Consider the following 17,752-nt stretch of genomic DNA (forward strand, 5'->3'; position numbering starts at 1 on the left):
AGGCGACGGTGCGCCTCCCTCTAGCGCTCAAAACAGCTCGGCGTCCATGGTCATGATGGTTTCGGGGCCCGCCTCGATCTGCGCGGCGAGTGCGTGGACCTGCGGCAGCATGCGCGCGAAGAAGTAGCCCGCGACGGCGCGCGTCTTGCGCGCAATGGCGCTGTCCTCGCCCTTACACGCACGGACCATGCGTACCCACATCCAGCCCAGCGATACGAGCGCGACGAGCCGCAAGGTGTCCGTAGCTGCGGCGCCCAGCGCTTCGACGTCGCCCTTCTGCGCGACCAGGTCCTGCGTGATCCGGCGCAGCGGGACAAGGGCCTCGGTGAGCTGCGCCGCGAATGGCGAACCGCCCGCTGCGGCCAGATCGCTTTCGACCAGGGTGAGGAAACGCACCATCAGTTCGCCGTTTTCCATCGGGAGCTTGCGGCCGACCAGGTCCATCGCCTGAACCCCGTTGGTGCCCTCGTAGATCTGGGTGATGCGCGCATCGCGGACGAACTGCTCCATGCCCCATTCGTGGATGTAGCCGTGCCCGCCGAAGACCTGTTGGGCCTTGACCGCCGTCTCGAAGCCCATGTCGGTGAAGGCGGCCTTGATGACGGGGGTCATCAGGAGGACAATGCCATTGGCCTGGCTGCGCACTTCGGGATCGGGGTGGCGTGCGGCGATGTCCATCTGCATCGCGGTCCACACCGCCAGCGCGCGGCCTGCATCGAGGAAGGCGCGGCCTTCCAGCAGCATCTTGCGCACATCGGCGTGTTCGATGATCGGCACCGGCGCGCGGGTGTTGTCCGAGGAGCGGCCTTGCAGGCGTTCGCGCGCATAAGTCGCGGCTTTCTGGTGTGCCGCCTCGGCAATGCCCAGGCCCTGGATGCCCACGAAGAGGCGCTCGTTGTTCATCATCGTGAACATGGCGTTGAGCCCGCGTCCCGGTTCACCCACCAGCCAGCCGATGGCCTCGTCGTAGTTCATCACGCAGGTCGGCTGCGCGTGAATGCCCATCTTGTGCTCGAGTGCGCCCACCGACATCGTGTTGCGGACGCCGAGCCCACCGTCCTCGGCGGGCAGGAACTTGGGCACGAGGAACATCGAGATGCCCTTAACGCCAGCCGGCGCATCGGGAAGGCGAGCAAGGACAAGGTGGACGATGTTGTTGCCAAAGTCCTGATCGCCCGAGGAAATGAAGATCTTGGTACCGGTGACCTTGTAGGTCCCATCGCCGACCGGTTCGGCCCGGGCGCGCAGGAGCCCCAGGTCGGTGCCCGCATTGGCTTCGGTCAGTGCCATCGCGCCGCAGGTCTCACCGGTGACTAGGCCAGGTAGCCACTGGGCCTTGAGCTCGTCGCTGCCATGGTGTTCGAGCGCTTCGGCCGCCCCGCTGGTAAGGCCCGGAAACAGGCCGAAGGAGACGTTCGCGCCGCTCACCATTTCGTCGAGGAGGATCTGGAGCGTGCGCGGGAGGCCCTGACCGCCGAACTCGGGATTTCCGGAGAGGCCAACCCAGCCCGCTTCCACGAAATCGCGGTAAGCTTGGGGGAAGCCTTCGGGCGTGGTGACCTTGCCGTCCTGTAGCGCGGCGCCCTGTTCGTCGCCGGGCAGGTTGAGCGGGGCGAGTTTCTCCGCGGCAAAACGGGCTGCTTCGGTCAGGACTTCGCCTGCGAATTCGGCCGAGACATCCTCGCAGCCGGGCAGGGTGGCGATCTGGCCATCGAAATCGAGCACCTGCGTGAGCAGGAAGCGCATATCGTCCACGGGCGGCGTGAAGCTGGTCATCGCGCAAACATCCTTTCCAAACCGGGTTCGAGGGTCTGTCCCTCCTGTTGTCTGAACCTATGTACCAAACAGTTGTTACAATCAAGTTGGCGCGCGGTTCGAGCGCGTGCGGAGGTATGCAGGACTGTCCGACACGCGAATATCCATGGTGTCGCACATGGCGCCCAAGGAAGGCTCGCCGGATGTTTCCTCTAGGAAAATGGGAAGGGGAAATACGGTATGTCGGGATGGGATCGGCGCGGAGCGATGGGGGCAGGGCTCACAGCGCTGGGGGCGTTTGCAAGCCTGGGGGCGCAGACGGCGCTGGCGCAGCAGGGTGATGTCGGTGCGCCGCTGGACATCGAGACCGCCGGGGGGCGTTTGCGGACCTTCATGATGCTGCGCGGTGCGCTGGACGAAAGGCTCACGATGAGCTGGGTCTCGGCGCGCTACTATGGCGTTGTCGAGGATCGCATGGACCCGCTCTTCGCGGTTGTCTCTGCCGTCTTTTCGCGTTCGCGCCAGCTTTCCGACGGTCGCTTCGAGGCGGTCAACGCCGAGATTGCCTGGTTCACCGATCCGGTCAGCGGCGAAGCGCTCGACACTTATCACAATCCCTATACCGGGGAGGAGGTGCAGGTGCCGCAGGGGGGCTATGCGCCGTCCAAGGTGCGGTTCGGACCGGAGCTGGAGCTGCAGCTTGAAAAGGAGATTCCGGGGCTGACGATGGAGCACGAAGTGCTGCCCTTTGACCTGCGCGGCGATGACCTTTGGGTGACCGAGCGCACGCGGACCGCGATGCAGGTGCGGGGCGTTGCCAAGCCGTTCCGCTATTCCGAAAGCAACACCTACCACGCAAGCCGCGCGGCGATGGAGGCCCCGGGGGCGACCCGTGTGCCGGTCTCGGTGTCGTTCACCAATGTCTGCTCGTGGCGGCCCTGGATGAATATGGGGGACAGGCCCGGGCATCTCACCGCGACGGGCGTGGGCGCGCACAACGCGGATTGGGCGCAGATGCCGCCGGCCTGGATCGCGGCAACGCGCGCGCGCCGACCCGAAGTTCTGGAGGACCCGGCTGCGCTGCTTGCGCCGCTCTGGGACGCCTGACTACCGCGCGCTCATTCGGGGGATTTCATGCCTCGGATGAGCGTGTTCACGAGATAGCTGTTGTCCCATTCCTCGGGGTTTTCCTCAGTGGGACGTGGCGGGTTGCCCCCCATGCGCAGCACGACAAGATCGTGGCCCGGCGCGATGTCGACGATCTGGTCGGCATTGCCATCAAACAGGAACAGGTCGGGATCGAGATAGGGCTCGGAATGCAGCACGCGCGGGCCGGGCTGGTCGGGCGCGCCGAACGGGCGTCGCTCGGCATAGGGCGCGCCGATCCATACGCCGAGGCCAAAGTGCGGGTTCTGCGGCGTGCCCGCGCGCATCTGCGCCACGTAGCCTTCGGGAAGGAGCCTCGTCTCCTCCCACGTTCCGTCATGGAGGAGGAGCACGCCAAGCCGCGCGAAAGTCTCGGCAGGCAGCATCATGCAACAACCCGAATGGGCCTCGCCGCCCGGCCGATTGAGCCAGAACTCACCGCCCATCGCACCAAGGGGGCGAAGGACTTCGGTGTCGACGAACTCGGCGTAGTTCCGGCCCGTGGCGCGCGTGATGACTTCGCCCACGAGGTCTGCGGGGGCATTGGCATAGGAGTAGAGCGTGCCCGGTTCGGCGATCATCGGATAGCTCGCGATGATGTGCCGGGTGTGCTCGGGCGAGAGGAAGCCGAGGTTGAGCGGGCTTTCGGGATCGGGCGAAAAGCTCTGGTGCTGCATGCCCGAGCGCATGTCGAGCAGATGGCGTACCTTGATCCGCCCCTTCTGCGTGCCGGCCAGTTCGGGAATGAAGTCGGCGATCGGCTGATCGAGTGAGGCAATCCTGCCGAGCGCGATCGCGCGGCCCACGGCAATCGCGGCAAGCGGCTTGGAGAGCGATTTGGAGACCAGCGGCGTGGTGCGCGTCACGCCTTCGCCATACCATTCGAGCGCAACCTTGCCCTTGTGCCATACGATCAGCGCGGTGCTGTTCATGCGCCGGGCATAGGCGGTGGCCTTTTCGAGCGCGGCCTGGCTGATGGCGCTCTTCGGCGCAGAGGGCAGGGGCGTCCAGTCCGGCGCACCGGGGACCTGGGCCATCGGGGTATAGACGAACTTGCTGTAGTCGCTGACATAGACGTCGAGCCGTTCGCGATAGACGGGATCGTCCGAAGGCTTGGTGGGAGGCGTGTCGGCGCTGAGGGCCGGTCCGGCGAGGGTCGCGCACAGGAGCGTTGTGACCGCCGCTCGTGCATGCCTGCGCTTGTGCCTGATACCCATCCTTCTTCGCCTCCCGCATTGTGTGCCGCGAAAGTGGCATGATCGTCCGCAAGCTCCGTGCGACCTTGGAGGCGCTGTCCACCAGTCGGACAACGGGTCAGAAAAAGCTCGCGTGGAGGGCCGCTTGGTGCCGATCCTGCGGCGTGATGGGGCCGACTGTCGGCCGCTGGACACGCGGCCGTGCGGGTCCAGGGACATATCAAGGGGGAATGCCGGGATGCGGCCTTGGGGATATCACGCAAAGCGCGTACTTGCAGGTGCAGCCGGGGCGATGGGGCTGCTGGCGGGCACCTTTGCGATGGCGCAGATGCAGCGGCCCAAGCTCGACCCCACGACCTGCGTCACGCCGCCCTTCTATTCCGGGCCGATGCCCTATTCCTCGGTCGAGCAGCTCCCTGACCAGCGTGTGACATTCCGCCTTTGCGCGCCCGAGGCGACGGACGTGCGGCTTACCAGCAGCGATATCGCCGATGTCATTCCCATGGGCTTTCCGCCCGGCACGCCCAAGGGGCTGGCCATGACAAAGGACGCGACGGGGCTGTGGTCGGTCACGACGCCCAGGCCGGTCGCGGCCGATGTCTACCGCTTTGCCTTCGAGGTCGACGGAGTGAAGACGGTCGATCCGCTGGGCAAGACTTTCTCCGAGGAACTCAAAGGCACGAACTCGACCTTCGAGGTGACCGGCGAGGAGGGCGCCTTCCAGACCTGGCGCAAGGACGTGCCGCACGGCACGGTCGCGACGCTGGAATACTGGTCGCAGGCGCTGGGGATCAAGCGCCGCGCGCATGTCTACACGCCGCCCGGCTATATGAAGGACGCCGCGTCCTACCCGGTGCTATATCTGGTGCATGGCGCTGGCGACAGTGACGACAGCTGGACCAGCGTCGGCCATGCGCACACGATCCTCGACAACCTGATCGCGGAGGGCAAGGCCAAGCCGATGATCGTGGTCATGCCCGATGGTCACACGCCGCTGCGCGAAGGGGTGATGACGCTCGACAACCCGGATTTCGGCAACGACCTGCTCGGCGATCTCATCCCCTACATCGATGCCCATTACCGCACCGATGCGCGGGCACAGGCGCGCGCGATGGCGGGGCTTTCGATGGGCGGCTCGCACACTTTGCGCAATGGCCTCACGCACCCCGAAACCTTTCACTGGATCGGGGTCTTCTCGATGGGGCTGGCCGAAGGCTCGGCGTTCAATGGCGTAGACACCTACGCCGCGAAGTACGACGCGGCGCTGCGCCGCGACGCGGCCGAACTGGACCTTGTCTATTACGCGATGGGCCGCGAGGATTTCCTGCACGAGACCGTCGCGCCGACGCGTGCGCTGCTCGATCGCTACGGTATCGCGCATGTCTACAACGAAACTGGCGGCGGGCATGAATGGGTGAACTGGCGGCGCTACCTGGCCGACTTCGCGCCGCGTTTGTTCCAGGGCGAATAAGGGAGAAGCGCGAGATGAAATCGAACCTGTTCATGGGCGCGGCTCTGGCAGCCCTCACCCTGGCCGCGCCGCTGTACGCAGAGGACATGGTCACCCCCACGGGCCTTGAGGCGTCCACACCAGGCCTGCAGGCGGACGGCGTGCGCGTGCTGGCTCCCGAAGCGATCTGGCCGCAGGGCGCACCGGTGGACCCGAACTGGCCGGGGCTCATCGACCAGCCCGTCTCCGAGGAAGCGCGCGACGATGGCGAGACCCTCTGGAACGTCACGGTGCCCAGTTACCAGGCCTTCCTGCCTGATCCGGCCAAGGCTACGGGCGCCGCGGTGATCGTCGCGCCGGGCGGTGGTTTTCGCCTTCTGGCCATCCACCACGAAGGCTCGCGTGTGGCGCAGTGGCTGGCGGACCATGGCATTGCGGCCTTCGTTCTCAAGTACCGCCTGATCCAGACCCCTCCGGGGGAGACCAACGAGGCGATGCGCACACGCGTCAACACGACCATGCGCCCCGGTGTCGGGGGCGAGCCGGGCGTGGCGGATGGGCTGGAGGCTCTGCGCCTCATCCGTGCGCGCGCCGAAGAATACGGGATCGCACCTGACCGCATCGGCGCGGTTGGCTTCTCCGCAGGTGGGCACGTTGCGGGCAAGATGGCGCTGGCCGAAGAGGGCGCGCGGCCTGACTTCACCGGGCTCATCTACGGCTTTCCTTTCGGGGAGAGTCTGCCTGAACTTCCGCCTGCGAACCTGCCCTGGCCCGAAGGCACGCCCGAGGAGCCTTGGCTGCGCCCGGCCCCCACACCTGCGCCGGGACGGCTCGCGCCGATGTTCATGGCGGTCGCGCAGGACGATGTCGCGGTGGGGCAGGGCTTCGATGCCTGGGAGGCCGCGCTCAAGGACGCGGGCTACACGCCCGAGACGCACCGCTACGAACGCGGCGGACACGGTTTCGGCATGAAGAAGGCAGGGGGCACGCAGGACCACTGGATCGAGGAATTCGCCTGGTGGATCGAGGCTGAAGGATTCACCAAGGCCGATTGAACGCACAGAGGGGGGATATCCGCATGACCCGAACCTGGCTCGTGACTGGCGCCAATCGCGGCATTGGACTGGAGTATGTCCGCCAGTTGGCGGCTGCCGGTCAGCGGGTCATCGCGACCGCGCGTGACCTGGAGACGGCCGGGCAGCTCTCGGCCCTCGCGTCCCAGTATCCAGAGCGTATGCGCCTCGAAACTCTTGACGTGGCGAACGCTAATTCGCTTACGGCATTCGTCCAGCGACTGGGGGGTGAGGCCATCGATGTCCTCGTCAACAATGCCGGACTTTATGGCGGCAGCTGGACTACCGATGCAGAGCGCCAGTCTCTGGAAGGCATGGACTATGCGCTCTGGGAAGAGATCCTGCGGGTCAACACCATCGCGCCCTTCCGGCTAACCGTGGCCTTGCGGGCGAACCTGCGCCGCAGCGCGCAGCCCTTGGTGGTGATGATGGGGTCGGACCTGGGCTCGATCGCCGCCAACACCATGGGCCAGAGCCACGCCTACCGTTCGAGCAAGGCCGCGCTCAACATGGTGATGAAGGGATTGTCGATCGATCTGGCCGGGGAGGGCATCACGCTTGTCTCCATCGCGCCGGGCTGGACGCGCACCGATCTGGGCGGCGCGGCTGCGACGTGGGGCGTGGACGAAAGCGTCGCCAGGCAGTTGAAAGTGATCGCGAGCCTCGGGCCTGTGGACAATGGACGCTTCCTCAACCTGCTCGGAGAAGACGTCGCCTGGTGAAATTTATTCCGCCTGTCGGATATCGTATCCCTAAAGCGGTGCGTGCGCGCGGCGAAAGGAGAACACCACGCTGCCATAGACGCCTTGCGTTGAAGATCCTTGATTTAACGCAATTGGCACATGGACTTATTCGGAGCTTCCCCCCTCGATGACCGATCTCTCCCCGAGCGGTACCTTGTCCCGGCCTTCAACCGCCTATGCGCAGACCGGCCCCGATGGCGGCAAGGTAGGCACCTCTGTCCTGCTGCGGTATGGCACGGGCCAGCTGGGCGCACAGGTTTTCCGCGACACCCCCGCGGTCCTGCTGCCGCTGTTTATGACCACGATGCTGGGCGTCGAGGCCTGGCTGGCCGGGCTCGTCGTTCTGATCCCCAAGCTCTGGCTGATCGCTTGTGACCCGCTTGTCGGCGCCTGGTCGGACCGGGTGCGCAAGCTCTATGGGCGCACGCCATTCCTGGTGGGCGGCGCCATCCTGACGAGCCTTGGCTTCGTTGCGCTCTTCACGCTGACCGAAAGCGCGAGCCCGATGGTTTCAGCCGCGCTCACCTGCCTGCTGTTCTTCCTGGCCTCCACCGCGTTCTCTATGTTCTCGGTGCCCTATCTCGCGATCGCGGCGACGCTTTCGCCCGACCCGCATGAGCGCACGAGGATCATGATCTTCCGCATGATCTTCTCGACCTTTGGCGTCCTTGTCGGCGTCGGGGTCGCGCAGCCGATGATCTACTGGCTGGGCGGGGGCGAGCATGGCTGGACGGTCATGGCGCTGACGCTGGGCGCGGTGTGTCTTGTCACCATGCTGGTGACCGCCATCGGGCTTGCCCGCGTGCCGATGATCGAGGACGATTCCGTACAGGGCAGTCTCCTCAGCCAGCTCAAGGTGATCGGCACCAACAAGCCCTACCTGATCCTGGTTCTCACCTGCCTGATCCAGAATATCGGGCAGGCTTCGGGCTATACCGTGATCGGCTTTGTCTTCCTCTACGCGCTCCAGGCGGTCTGGATCATTCCGGCCTTCATCCTCGTGATGTCGATTGCGGGCATTGCCGCGCAGCCGCTGTGGTTCACGCTCTCGCGCCGCTGGGGTAAGGAGAAGACCTATGTCTTCGCCTCGGCCATGTGGACCGCGGTGACCGTGTCCTGGTACTGGATGGCGCCGGCTACCGACGAGATCATGACGCTGCCCGGTGTCGGTGTACTGGGCACGCAGCACCTCCTCGTGCTGGTGCGCGGCGCGCTGATCGGGATCAGCAACGCGGCCTTCATCATGCTTGCGCTCTCGATGCTGACCGACACCATCGACTTCCAGCGCCGCCGGGCTGGTACCGCGAACGAGGGCGTCTTCGCCGGGCTTTTCTCCGCCATCGAGAAGCTCTCCTTCGCACTGGGTCCGGTCATTGCAGGCCTCGTGATGAGCGCTTTCGGCTTCGTCTCCTCCAAGGGCGGCGCGGTCGAGCAGACCCCGCATGCGATTACCGGCATCCTGCTGCTCTACAGCCTGATCCCGGCAGCGCTGCAGGTTGTCAGCCTCATCGTCTTCTCACGCTATCGCATCGCAAAGGACTGATCCCGATCATGCAGCATCCCCGGCTCCGCCGCGCTTACGTACCCTGCCGTTTCGGGCAGCTGCATGTGCGGATCGCGGAGCCGGAAGCCGTGCCGGTCGGGCCGCCGCTGGTCTGCTTTCACCAGACGCCGAGCCACGGAGGTGACTGGGATGCGGTGCTGGCACTGATGAGCCGGGATCGCTGGGTGATCGCCCCCGATACGCCGGGCTACGGGCAAAGCGATGCCCCGCCCGAACCGGCTTCGGTCGAGGAACTGGCCGCGGCGCTGTCCGAAGGGCTCGAAGTACTGGCGGCAGACCAAGGCTTCGCACTCACCCGCTACGATGCGATGGGCCATCACACCGGCTCTGTCCTCGCCGCTGAACTGGCCCGATACGATGCCCGTGTGCGGCACCTGGTATTCTGCAGCCTGCCCGCGTTCGGCGACGCGGCCCGCCAGGACATGCTGCGCGGGATCGATGGGATGTTCCCACCCGTTGATGGCAGCCTTGCCCGCGCCGAACAGCTCCATGCCTTCCAGTCGAGCTTCGCCGACCGCCGCCTCGATGGCGCGCAGCGGCAGGTCGCCATGGCTGAATGCCTGCGCCTGGGTGAGCGTATGGATTGGGGCTACCGTGCGGTCTTCGACTACGATCTGATCGCGGTCCTTTCCGCGCTGCCGCATCGCGCCCTGATCCTCAACAGCGAGGACGACTTGAACGCGGTGACGGGCGAGGCGGCGCAGCTGCTGGAACACGGGATCTACCGTGAACTGGAAGGGTGTGGGCACGGGTTCTTGGCCTTTGCCGACGAAGCCTTTGCGGGCGATGTGCGTGCCTTTCTCGACGGACACTGACAAAAGGGGGGACGACGATGCGCAGGATGGTCAACGGACACTCGAGCAGGATGACGCGCGCGGTGCTTGCAGCCGTACTGATGTGCGCAAGCCCTGTGGCACTCGCGCAAGGCGTGGGGCCGGTCCCCACCGCCGCGCAACTGGTAGAGGGCGCGCGCGAGGTTCGCGAAGGCGCGGTCGCGCCGCCCGATTATGCCGATCCGGCCATGTGGTCGGCAGGGCCGGAAGGGCCAGGGCCGGCCGCAGCCCTGCCGCAAGGCGCCTCGCCAGCGGCCACCGATCCGGGCGTTGCCGTGTTCTACGTCCACCCCACGACGTTCCTGTCCCAAGAGGATGAGTGGACCCAGGACCCGGCCAATGCCGAGGCGAACCGGTGGACCGACGAGAGCGTGGTCCAGCGTCAGGCCAGCGCGTTCTCGGCGTGCTGTGAAATCTGGTCTCCGCGCTACCGCGCAGCGAGCACCAACGCCCTTCGCTCACGGCCCCATACCGACGAGGCCTATGCCCTGGCCTACACCGACATCGAGCGGGCCTTCGACTGGTTCCTGGAGCACATCGGCGATGAGCGCCCGTTCGTTCTGGCCGGGCACAGCCAGGGCGGCAAACATGTCGGTGATCTTCTCGAAAAGAAGGTTGCGGGAACGCCCCTCCAGGAGCGTCTCGTCGCGGCCTACATCGTGGGCATCAACATTGCCGAGGCCGAAGTGCCGCTGCGCTTCGGGTCCGTGCCGGTGTGCGATCATGCCGACCAGACCGGATGCCTTGTCCAGTGGAACGCCATTCTCGCGGGAACCGACCTTGATCCGGTCGTCTCGGCCTACGAGAAGAGCTTTACCGATATCTACGGCGCACAGGCCGGGCAGCAGATAGTCTGCGTGAACCCGGTCACCTTCGAGCGTAGCCAGCCGTCCAGTCTTTCGTCACAGGCCAAGGGCGCCGTGCCCGGTTCGCCTGGGTTCGGCACGATGGCGCCGCTGCGGGACGGCGCAGTCGCCGCCCGTTGCGAGCGCGGAATGCTGGTGGTCTTCCCGGCGCCGGGGCTCGGCTTGGAGCCGCTGCCCGGTACCGGAGTGATGCATTATCACGACATCGGTTTGTTCTGGGCGGATATTCGGGCGAATGCGCGCTTGCGCGCGCAGCGCTGGCTTGCAACACATCGCTGACCGCTGCGCGGATAAAGGATGCAAACCTTTCACGGCGCTGCGGTGTAAATGGCTACATTTTATAACAATTAAACGAAAAATGCGCAGGCACAGCACTTTGGTGCAGCTTTCAGACAGGTAGAACCTGCTAAAGAGAAGCGGTTAATCAAGGCTCAGCCTGCTAGGAAGGACACAGGATTTCATGCGGAAGATCGTCTCGCTCTCCACTCTCTCCATGGTCGCCGCGGCGACGGCCATGCTCGCACCGTCGGTCGCCTCGGCCGATGCGGCGCGCGGCAAGCAACTGTTCATGCGCTGCATGGCCTGCCACACGGTGAACAAGGGCGGCGCCAACAAGGTCGGTCCGAACCTTGCCGGTGTCGTCGGCCGCAAGGCGGGTGCGGTGAAGAACTTCAAGTACTCGGCCGCCATGCAGAAGGCGGACCTGACCTGGGACGAGAAGACCCTCGACAAGTGGCTGACCCGCCCTGCAACGGTGGTTCCGGGCACCTCGATGGTCTTTGCCGGTCTTCCCAAGCCGGACGACCGCAAGTCGCTGATCGAATACATGAAGGCAGCGGGCAAGTAAGCATGACGATGGGTTCCGCGCATTCGCGCCGCACGGTTCTGGGTGGTTCGCTGGCTCTGGCCGCGGCACTGGCGGCAAGGCCGGTGCTGGCTTCGGGCAGCCCTGCGACCACCACGCGCACGCTCATGGCTCCGGGAGGCCGCGAGGTCTCGGTGAGCGAGTGGGGGCCTGAAGGCACGGCGCGCGGAACCATCCTCTTCTCGCATGGCGCGGGGTCCGCGCCCTGGCACTATGACCTCATCCTCGCGCCCTGGATTGCAGCCGGGTATCATGTGCTCGCGCCGCTTCACGTGGACTCGCGCGAGCATCCGCGGACCAAGGACTTCCCGGGTCTTGCCAGCTGGAAGACCCGGATCGAGGACATGCGCCTGCTCATCGCCGAAATCGGCGAGACCCCCTTCATCGCGGCAGGCCACTCCTACGGCGGCCTTGTCGCGACGACGCTGGGCGGTTCGCAAGGCGTGGCGCCCGAGGGGATTTCCTTGCCGTTCTATCCGCGCCTCGCCACAGCCGTGGTCGCCTTCTCACCGCCTGCACCCGTGCCGGTGCTGATGACGGCCGAAGGCTACGGCAAGATTGCCGTTCCCGCGCTTATCCAGACCGGCACGATCGACAATCCTCCGGGCATCGATGATCCCGAGAGTGAGGCGTGGAAGGGCCACCTTGCGCCGTTCGATGCCGCGGCCGAAGGCGGGAACCGCTACGGTCTCGTGCTTCAGGGGGCGAACCACTATTTCGGCGGCATCATCTGCGATGACAGCCAGCCCGGTCCGCCGCAGCTGGCGCAGATTGACCTCGCCAACCGTTACGTGGGGCTGTTCCTCGAAGCCTACGGCCAGGGCGATGCGGCCGCGAAATCCGCACTCGACGCTCGGATTACCGATGCGCTGCCCGCGCGCCTGATGGCCAAGTAACCCACGCCATATGGCCCCTCGCAGTGGGCCTGTGGTGACCAATTCGGAGGCCATCCTGTCCGCCAGCCGGACAGGATGGCGATCCAGTCCGCACCGAGGTGCCCGAAGGGTCAAGGTGCTGTCCTGCAAAGCCCGGGCACAACATCGGGCGAGGGGACAATACCAATGGACGAACACACCATCATTTCTCTGACGGTCGAGGAGGCCACGGCAGAGAATACGGCCGCATTTGGCGACATCGTGGGACGCCAGGCGCCAGTCGAGCCGGTCTCGGTGGACTTCTACAAGGGCGCCGTGCGGATGAGCTATCCCACGCGTTTCACTTCTGAACACCCGGTCGAGATGACGCTGGCGCAGATGACGCGCCGCACGCCCGAAGTGCGCTACATGGAGCGCCACTTCCAGCACACACAGGCGTTCCTGCCGCTGGGTGGCAAGCCCTTCATCGCGGTCATGGCACCACCGAGCGAAGGTGAACTGCCCGACCTCTCCAAGGTGCGCGCATTCCGCTTCGATGGCACCGCGGGCTTCTCGCTGCACCTTGGCACCTGGCACGAATTCCCCTTTGCCATCGAGGACGAGACCGATATCGTGGTCGTGCTCTCGAGCCAGACGGGATACGATCTCAAGGCCAAGGACGCCGAGACCGAAGAGGCCCACGGCCCCGATCTCGACAAGAAGGACATCGTCGCCCGCACCGGCAACGTGTTCCGTTTCGAACTTACGGAGTGACCCTGAAGATGGTGGAACGCAAGAACCGCGAGCGTATCGCCCGGTCCAAGGGCAGCCAGCCGGTCGTCTTCGAGAACGAGACGGTCGACGCGCTGGCGAGCATGGTCCTCTCGCTCATGGGCGAGGTGGTCGTTCTCAAGGACCGGCTCGATGCCAACGAGCGCCTGCTCGCCGCAGCCGGCCTGCACGGTCCGGCGGATGTTGACGGGTTCGCGCCCGACGCGGCGGCCAAGGCCTACCGCGCGGGCTACCGCGAAGGCATCTACGACCGCGTGCTGGGTGCAGGGCGTGACAAGCTGGTGCCCCAGGCGCTGGCCGAACAGCAGGAATACGAGGGCGTTCTCGACGCGGTCACCCGCGACTGAGCGCATTCCCCAACATACATCCACAGGGCGGGAGACGGCCATGGAACAGTATAAGCAGGAACATTTCGGCCACGCGGTGATGCCGCAGGCCAACCACGACGAACAGGCGATGGAGGATCACTTCCTCGCCATGCGCGCGTGGACCAACCGCAACATCGATCCGCTCGACCGGCGCCTCCTCGACGAGGTGATCGTGCCCGAAGTCGAGAAGGAAACGGGCGCGGCTCCCACCAGCAGCCGACAGGTCCGCCAGAAGCTGGAAGCTCATCCGCTGCACCAGTACTGGCTGACGCTCTCGCTGCACTACCAGGACCGCATCTGGTACGGGCTCGATGCTGCGATCAACCGCCAGTACGACGAGCTGTCGGAAAAGGTCGGCGCGCAGGTGGCAAGCCCCAAGGGCTCGCTCACCCTCAACCCGGAGCTTGAAATCCCGCGCTACATCGCGGCCTTCGACCACCACCGCATGCCTGGCAGCTACGTCGTCGACACCTCCGATTTCGACTTCCGCGCCGGCGCGCTCTACGACCGCTTTGCCTCGACCTACCTGCGCAATTTGAATGGCGGGTGGAAGAACGACGGGCGCGGGCACACGCTCGCCAGCCACGTGCAGGACTTCCATCCTGACCTCAAGCCCAAGCGCATTCTGGACCTGGGCTGCTCGGTCGGCCATTCGACCCTGGCGATTGCCGAGGCGTTTCCGGATGCCGAGGTCTTCGCGCTCGATGTCGGTGCGCCGATGCTGCGCTACGGCCACGCCCGTGCGGAATCGATGGGCGTTCCCATTCATTTCAGCCAGCAGGACGCCGAGCACACCAATTTCGAGGACGGGAGCTTCGATCTCGTCTGCTCCTCGGCCGTGCTGCACGAAACCTCGGCCAAGGGCATGCGCGGTGTGTTCAAGGAGTGCTTCCGCCTGCTGCGCAAGGGCGGCGTGATGTGCCACGTCGACGTGCCGCCGCGCCATGAGCACATGGCCCTGTGGGACCAGATGCGCTGCGACTTCGAGAGCCACTACAACAACGAGCCGTTCATGACTTCGCTCGCCCGCACCGACTGGGTGAAGGTGGCGACCGATGCCGGCTTTGAAGAAGAAAACGTCCACGTCGGGTACCGCAAGGGCACGACGTGCCTGAAGCCCGACCGCGCGGACTTCTTCACCGAAGGCCACCCCGAGGGGCGTGCGCTGCTCGGCAGCTGGTACGCGTGCTCGGCGACCAAGTAAGTCGCCGAAGCCCTCAGATACGATAGATGGAGCGGGCCGTGCTGGAAAACAGCGCGGCCCGTTCGTCTTGGGACAGGCTGCGCGTCACCAGCTTGAAGGCGTTCCAGATCTGGCCGTAGGTCGAGGCAGGGCGGTTGGCAGGCCAGTTGCTTTCGAACATGCAGCGCTGGGGGCCGAACAGTTCGATGGCCGTCTCGATCCAGGGCTTCCAGTCGCGAGCAAGCGAAACCGATGTCGTCTTGGGTCCTGCCACCTGTCCCATGAAGGGGCCTAGCCCACCGATCTTGGCAACGACGTTGGGACACTGCGCGAGGCGCGCCATCGCCGGGCGCCATTCGGTAAAGGTGGTGTCGAGCTTGCCCGCATAAGGTCCAAGCCCCAGGGGGCAGCCCAGGTGTTCCAGCACGATGGTCGTGTCTGGACAGGCTTTTGCAAGGTCCGCCAGTTCGTCCATCTGCGGGTGGAATAGCCAGGATTCGAAAACCAGACCTTTGCGTCCAAGCAGGGTGACACCTTTGCGAAGGGCCGTGTCCTGCAATAATATCGGATCGTTGTGGATCCCTGCAAGCGGCGGGAAAGGAGCGGTCGCGATCGAGTTGCGCACGCCGCGAAGATGGCCCTTTGCAGCCTCTTCGTGGCGGGCGAGCAAGGTCTCGAGACCTTCCGTACGGCGCAGGTCCACCTTGGCAACGATGCCCGAGGCAAGGCCGCTCTCGCGATGCGCCTGCGCGAGTTCCCCAACGTACCGGGTCTCCCCCAGCGAGCGTACGGCGTCCTCGCCTGCCGCATCGTACATGATCCCGCATTCGATGAAGACACTGCCCGTAATGCGGTGCCCCGACCGAGCGATGTCGTCCGTGAAGTCCTGCGCCAGATAGCGTTCGCCCGGTGCTTCGGGATCGGAAAAATCGCGCAGGTGGAAGTGCGGGTCGACTATCTCGAGCTCGGGTTCCAGCGCGGGTTCCTCGCCCGAAGTCTCGGCAGCGCGCGCCGGGAAGGGAAGCGCGCTGGCGGCGAGGCCCAGACCCAGCGTGCCCAGCGCGGCGCGGCGGTTGAGCCCGCTCACTTCGTGGCCACGCGCGCGAAGAAGGGCAGGGCTTTTTCCAGCGCGCGCGTCGGACAGTCGAGCGGCATCATGTGGCCGCACTCGGGCACGACGGCGAGGGTCTTGTCGTGGGTCTTGAGCGCACTGAACGCCGTGATGCCATGGGTCTCCAGCTTGGTCTCGTGGTCCTGGTCCGACCAGAGGAGCAGGGTCGGGACCGTGATCTGCGCGAGATCGGCGGGCGTACGGTCGTGGTCCATGGCGGCAAAGACCTGCTTGGGGACTTGCGGATCGCGCAGCATGCGGTGGTTGAGCCCGGTCCAGCGGGTGACCAGTTCAGGCGTCACCTTGCTGTCGTCGACGACGTTGGCGAGAAGGATCTGGCGCCAGTATTCCGGGCGGTGCCAGCCGGGGTGCGTGGCGTCTTCGGCCAGCACTGTGCGAAACTCCTCGGGCAATGTCGCGATGTCGAGATGGATCGGCCCGGCCGCGATGTTCGAGAGAACGAGGCCATCGAGCCGTTCGGGGTGCGCTGCGGCGTAGGCGGCCGTCGGCGTGCCCGCGCTCGACGTGCCGACGAGGGTGAAGCGGGCCACGCCCAGCCTGGTCATCAAGGCGTCGATGACCCGGATCTGGTGCTCGGTGGAATAGTCCCCTTGTGGGTTCGGACCGGAGAGACCGGCCGGTGCCTTGTCGTAGCGGATGACGCGGTAGCTCTTGGCCAGTTCCGCGGCCCAGTTGTCCCACTGGCGCAGGCTGGCAAAGGAGCCGTGGACGAGCAGGATCGCGGGGCCCTTGCCTTCATCGACGAAATGGACGGGCTCGCCTTCGATTGTGGCAAACTGCGAGTTGGGCAGCGCATAGCTGGCGCGCAGCGCGTCGTCGCTCGGAAAGTCGGGCGCGGCGGGGGCCGCGAGGGCGCCCGTCGCGGTGAGAGCCAGGGCCGAGCCAAGCGCCAGAAGAGGGCGGGCCATTCGCATCATGGGGTGTCCTTCGTGTCAGTGGCTGCGGGCTCGTCGCCCAGCGTCGCATCGAGCCAGGTGCGCAGGTCCGCGCCGGTCTTTTCGGGCAGTTCCAGCATCGGGTAGTGGCTGACATCGGGGTAGTGGATCAGATCGACAGGCGCGTTGCTGAACTGCTTGACCGCGTCATCGGAGAGGTACTTGGGGAGCACCGGATCGGCATCGCCCCATTGCAGCAGGATCGGCACGCGGATTTGTGCTGCCTCATCGCCCGCGCCCTTGGCCCAGACCGCCTTCTGGTTGGCAGCGTAGTACTGGCGCACGTTGTCGAAGCCGCCGGGAATGTTGTTGGTCTGGTAATACCACTCGACCGTTTCATCGGTCAGGCGCTCGGGCTTGCCGTAAAGCTCGGAGAGCGAGACGCGGTAGTAGTAGGGCGGGTAGTAGTTGGGCACGAGGTTCTCGTGGATCCAGACCATCGACCAGAGGAGACGGCTGAACTCGGGCGGCGGCGGTGCCTTCAAGGGCAGTGTGGAAAGCGCGAGCGCACGGACCTTCTCAGGGTGCTTGGCGGTGTAGAGGGTGGAGATGGTCGACCCGCTCGAGGTCCCCACGAGGACGAAGCTCTCGAGGCCCTTGCGCTCCACGATCTTCTCGAGGAGCTCGACGATGCCGGGCATGCCGCGCGAAGGCGCCGTGTCGGTGGAGAGGCCATAGGGTGGCCAGTCGAAGCGGATGACGCGGTAGCTGTCCTTGAGCTGGTCGGTCCAGGCGTCCCATTCGCGCAGGTTCGTCATCGAGCTGTGCAGCATGATGACGACCGGCCCGTCGCGGGGGCCTTCATCGCGCATGTGGATGTTGGCGGTGCCGTATTGCTCGAAGGTGGAAGGGGGCGTTGCCTGCGCGGCCTTGACCTCCTCGTAGGACGGGTTCCACCAGCCCAGGCGCATCGTCAGCAGCACGCCGCCTGCCAGCACGATCATGGCGACCAGCGCAATCGCCAGTCCCTTCAAAAGACCCCTCATCAAATCGTTCC

At 65.5% G+C, this 17,752-nt stretch carries 17 protein-coding genes; 12 read left to right on the top strand and 5 right to left on the bottom strand.

Features of this window, described 5'->3' with window-relative positions; genetic code table 11:
• Positions 1 to 27: 27 nt before the first annotated feature.
• Positions 28 to 1,776 (bottom strand): acyl-CoA dehydrogenase family protein, encoded by a 1,749-nt coding sequence (locus LC060_RS20065; protein WP_226638480.1) that lies wholly within the window; start codon positions 1,774 to 1,776, stop codon positions 28 to 30.
• Between the two features lie 219 nt (positions 1,777 to 1,995).
• Here LC060_RS20065 and LC060_RS20070 point away from each other — a divergent pair, with 219 nt between their 5' ends.
• Positions 1,996 to 2,862: a DUF1838 family protein gene (locus LC060_RS20070; protein WP_226638481.1), complete on the top strand. Its 867-nt coding sequence runs from the start codon at positions 1,996 to 1,998 to the stop codon at positions 2,860 to 2,862.
• A gap of 11 nt (positions 2,863 to 2,873) precedes the next feature.
• Here LC060_RS20070 and LC060_RS20075 read toward each other — a convergent pair whose 3' ends face one another.
• On the bottom strand, positions 2,874 to 4,118 hold the full coding sequence (locus tag LC060_RS20075; protein ID WP_226638482.1) for a serine hydrolase domain-containing protein: 1,245 nt from the start codon (positions 4,116 to 4,118) through the stop codon (positions 2,874 to 2,876).
• Between the two features lie 217 nt (positions 4,119 to 4,335).
• Between LC060_RS20075 and LC060_RS20080 the strand changes: the two genes are divergently transcribed.
• From LC060_RS20080 to LC060_RS20130, 11 genes are all read left to right on the top strand, one after another.
• Positions 4,336 to 5,568, top strand: coding sequence for an alpha/beta hydrolase-fold protein (locus tag LC060_RS20080; protein WP_226638483.1), 1,233 nt, complete (start codon positions 4,336 to 4,338; stop codon positions 5,566 to 5,568).
• 14 nt (positions 5,569 to 5,582) lie between these two features.
• Complete coding sequence (locus tag LC060_RS20085) at positions 5,583 to 6,602, top strand: alpha/beta hydrolase (protein WP_226638484.1); 1,020 nt, start codon at positions 5,583 to 5,585, stop codon at positions 6,600 to 6,602.
• Between the two features lie 23 nt (positions 6,603 to 6,625).
• A complete protein-coding gene (locus tag LC060_RS20090; protein ID WP_226638485.1) occupies positions 6,626 to 7,342 on the top strand; it encodes an SDR family oxidoreductase in 717 nt (238 codons plus the stop codon).
• 148 nt (positions 7,343 to 7,490) lie between these two features.
• Positions 7,491 to 8,906 (top strand): MFS transporter, encoded by a 1,416-nt coding sequence (locus LC060_RS20095; protein WP_226638486.1) that lies wholly within the window; start codon positions 7,491 to 7,493, stop codon positions 8,904 to 8,906.
• Positions 8,907 to 8,914: 8 nt separating this feature from the next.
• On the top strand, positions 8,915 to 9,742 hold the full coding sequence (locus LC060_RS20100) for an alpha/beta fold hydrolase (RefSeq protein WP_226638487.1): 828 nt from the start codon (positions 8,915 to 8,917) through the stop codon (positions 9,740 to 9,742).
• Positions 9,743 to 9,759: 17 nt separating this feature from the next.
• A complete protein-coding gene (locus tag LC060_RS20105; RefSeq protein WP_226638488.1) occupies positions 9,760 to 10,905 on the top strand; it encodes a DUF3089 domain-containing protein in 1,146 nt (381 codons plus the stop codon).
• Between the two features lie 181 nt (positions 10,906 to 11,086).
• A complete protein-coding gene (locus LC060_RS20110) occupies positions 11,087 to 11,473 on the top strand; it encodes a c-type cytochrome (RefSeq protein ID WP_226638489.1) in 387 nt (128 codons plus the stop codon).
• A 2-nt stretch (positions 11,474 to 11,475) separates the two neighbouring features.
• Complete coding sequence (locus LC060_RS20115; RefSeq protein WP_226638490.1) at positions 11,476 to 12,387, top strand: alpha/beta hydrolase family protein; 912 nt, start codon at positions 11,476 to 11,478, stop codon at positions 12,385 to 12,387.
• A gap of 165 nt (positions 12,388 to 12,552) precedes the next feature.
• Positions 12,553 to 13,119 (top strand): ureidoglycolate lyase, encoded by a 567-nt coding sequence (locus tag LC060_RS20120; protein WP_226638491.1) that lies wholly within the window; start codon positions 12,553 to 12,555, stop codon positions 13,117 to 13,119.
• A gap of 8 nt (positions 13,120 to 13,127) precedes the next feature.
• The gene (locus LC060_RS20125) at positions 13,128 to 13,484 is read left to right on the top strand and encodes a hypothetical protein (protein ID WP_226638492.1); all 357 of its coding nucleotides are present in this window, start codon (positions 13,128 to 13,130) and stop codon (positions 13,482 to 13,484) included.
• Between the two features lie 40 nt (positions 13,485 to 13,524).
• Positions 13,525 to 14,709 (top strand): class I SAM-dependent methyltransferase, encoded by a 1,185-nt coding sequence (locus tag LC060_RS20130; RefSeq protein WP_226638493.1) that lies wholly within the window; start codon positions 13,525 to 13,527, stop codon positions 14,707 to 14,709.
• 13 nt (positions 14,710 to 14,722) lie between these two features.
• Here LC060_RS20130 and LC060_RS20135 read toward each other — a convergent pair whose 3' ends face one another.
• Genes LC060_RS20135 through LC060_RS20145 form a run of 3 tightly spaced genes read right to left on the bottom strand, consistent with a single transcriptional unit; the run spans position 14,723 to position 17,741 of the window.
• Positions 14,723 to 15,775, bottom strand: a complete 1,053-nt coding sequence (locus LC060_RS20135; RefSeq protein ID WP_226638494.1) for an amidohydrolase family protein — start codon at positions 15,773 to 15,775, stop codon at positions 14,723 to 14,725.
• A complete protein-coding gene (locus LC060_RS20140) occupies positions 15,772 to 16,728 on the bottom strand; it encodes an alpha/beta fold hydrolase (RefSeq protein WP_226638495.1) in 957 nt (318 codons plus the stop codon). Before LC060_RS20140 ends, LC060_RS20135 begins: the two co-directional genes overlap by 4 nt.
• Before the next feature lie 5 nt (positions 16,729 to 16,733).
• Positions 16,734 to 17,741 carry an alpha/beta fold hydrolase gene (locus LC060_RS20145; protein WP_226638496.1) on the bottom strand — a complete coding sequence of 336 codons (1,008 nt, stop codon included), beginning with the start codon at positions 17,739 to 17,741 and terminating at the stop codon, positions 16,734 to 16,736.
• Between the last annotated feature and the right edge of the window lie 11 nt (positions 17,742 to 17,752).

Source organism: Novosphingobium profundi (genome assembly GCF_020524485.1).
GTDB classification, from domain to species: domain Bacteria; phylum Pseudomonadota; class Alphaproteobacteria; order Sphingomonadales; family Sphingomonadaceae; genus Novosphingobium; species Novosphingobium profundi_A.

What these genes read in the sequence shown, in the direction of transcription:
- LC060_RS20075 (WP_226638482.1), bottom strand. Translation starts at nt 4,118, where the DNA reads ATGGGTATCAGGCACAAGCGCAGGCATGCACGAGCGGCGGTCACAACG.
- LC060_RS20145 (WP_226638496.1), bottom strand. Translation starts at nt 17,741, where the DNA reads ATGAGGGGTCTTTTGAAGGGACTGGCGATTGCGCTGGTCGCCATGATC.
- LC060_RS20080 (WP_226638483.1), top strand. Translation starts at nt 4,336, where the DNA reads ATGCGGCCTTGGGGATATCACGCAAAGCGCGTACTTGCAGGTGCAGCC.
- LC060_RS20140 (WP_226638495.1), bottom strand. Translation starts at nt 16,728, where the DNA reads ATGGCCCGCCCTCTTCTGGCGCTTGGCTCGGCCCTGGCTCTCACCGCG.
- LC060_RS20065 (WP_226638480.1), bottom strand. Translation starts at nt 1,776, where the DNA reads ATGACCAGCTTCACGCCGCCCGTGGACGATATGCGCTTCCTGCTCACG.
- LC060_RS20095 (WP_226638486.1), top strand. Translation starts at nt 7,491, where the DNA reads ATGACCGATCTCTCCCCGAGCGGTACCTTGTCCCGGCCTTCAACCGCC.
- LC060_RS20105 (WP_226638488.1), top strand. Translation starts at nt 9,760, where the DNA reads ATGCGCAGGATGGTCAACGGACACTCGAGCAGGATGACGCGCGCGGTG.
- LC060_RS20085 (WP_226638484.1), top strand. Translation starts at nt 5,583, where the DNA reads ATGAAATCGAACCTGTTCATGGGCGCGGCTCTGGCAGCCCTCACCCTG.
- LC060_RS20125 (WP_226638492.1), top strand. Translation starts at nt 13,128, where the DNA reads ATGGTGGAACGCAAGAACCGCGAGCGTATCGCCCGGTCCAAGGGCAGC.
- LC060_RS20110 (WP_226638489.1), top strand. Translation starts at nt 11,087, where the DNA reads ATGCGGAAGATCGTCTCGCTCTCCACTCTCTCCATGGTCGCCGCGGCG.
- LC060_RS20115 (WP_226638490.1), top strand. Translation starts at nt 11,476, where the DNA reads ATGACGATGGGTTCCGCGCATTCGCGCCGCACGGTTCTGGGTGGTTCG.
- LC060_RS20090 (WP_226638485.1), top strand. Translation starts at nt 6,626, where the DNA reads ATGACCCGAACCTGGCTCGTGACTGGCGCCAATCGCGGCATTGGACTG.
- LC060_RS20120 (WP_226638491.1), top strand. Translation starts at nt 12,553, where the DNA reads ATGGACGAACACACCATCATTTCTCTGACGGTCGAGGAGGCCACGGCA.
- LC060_RS20130 (WP_226638493.1), top strand. Translation starts at nt 13,525, where the DNA reads ATGGAACAGTATAAGCAGGAACATTTCGGCCACGCGGTGATGCCGCAG.
- LC060_RS20100 (WP_226638487.1), top strand. Translation starts at nt 8,915, where the DNA reads ATGCAGCATCCCCGGCTCCGCCGCGCTTACGTACCCTGCCGTTTCGGG.
- LC060_RS20070 (WP_226638481.1), top strand. Translation starts at nt 1,996, where the DNA reads ATGTCGGGATGGGATCGGCGCGGAGCGATGGGGGCAGGGCTCACAGCG.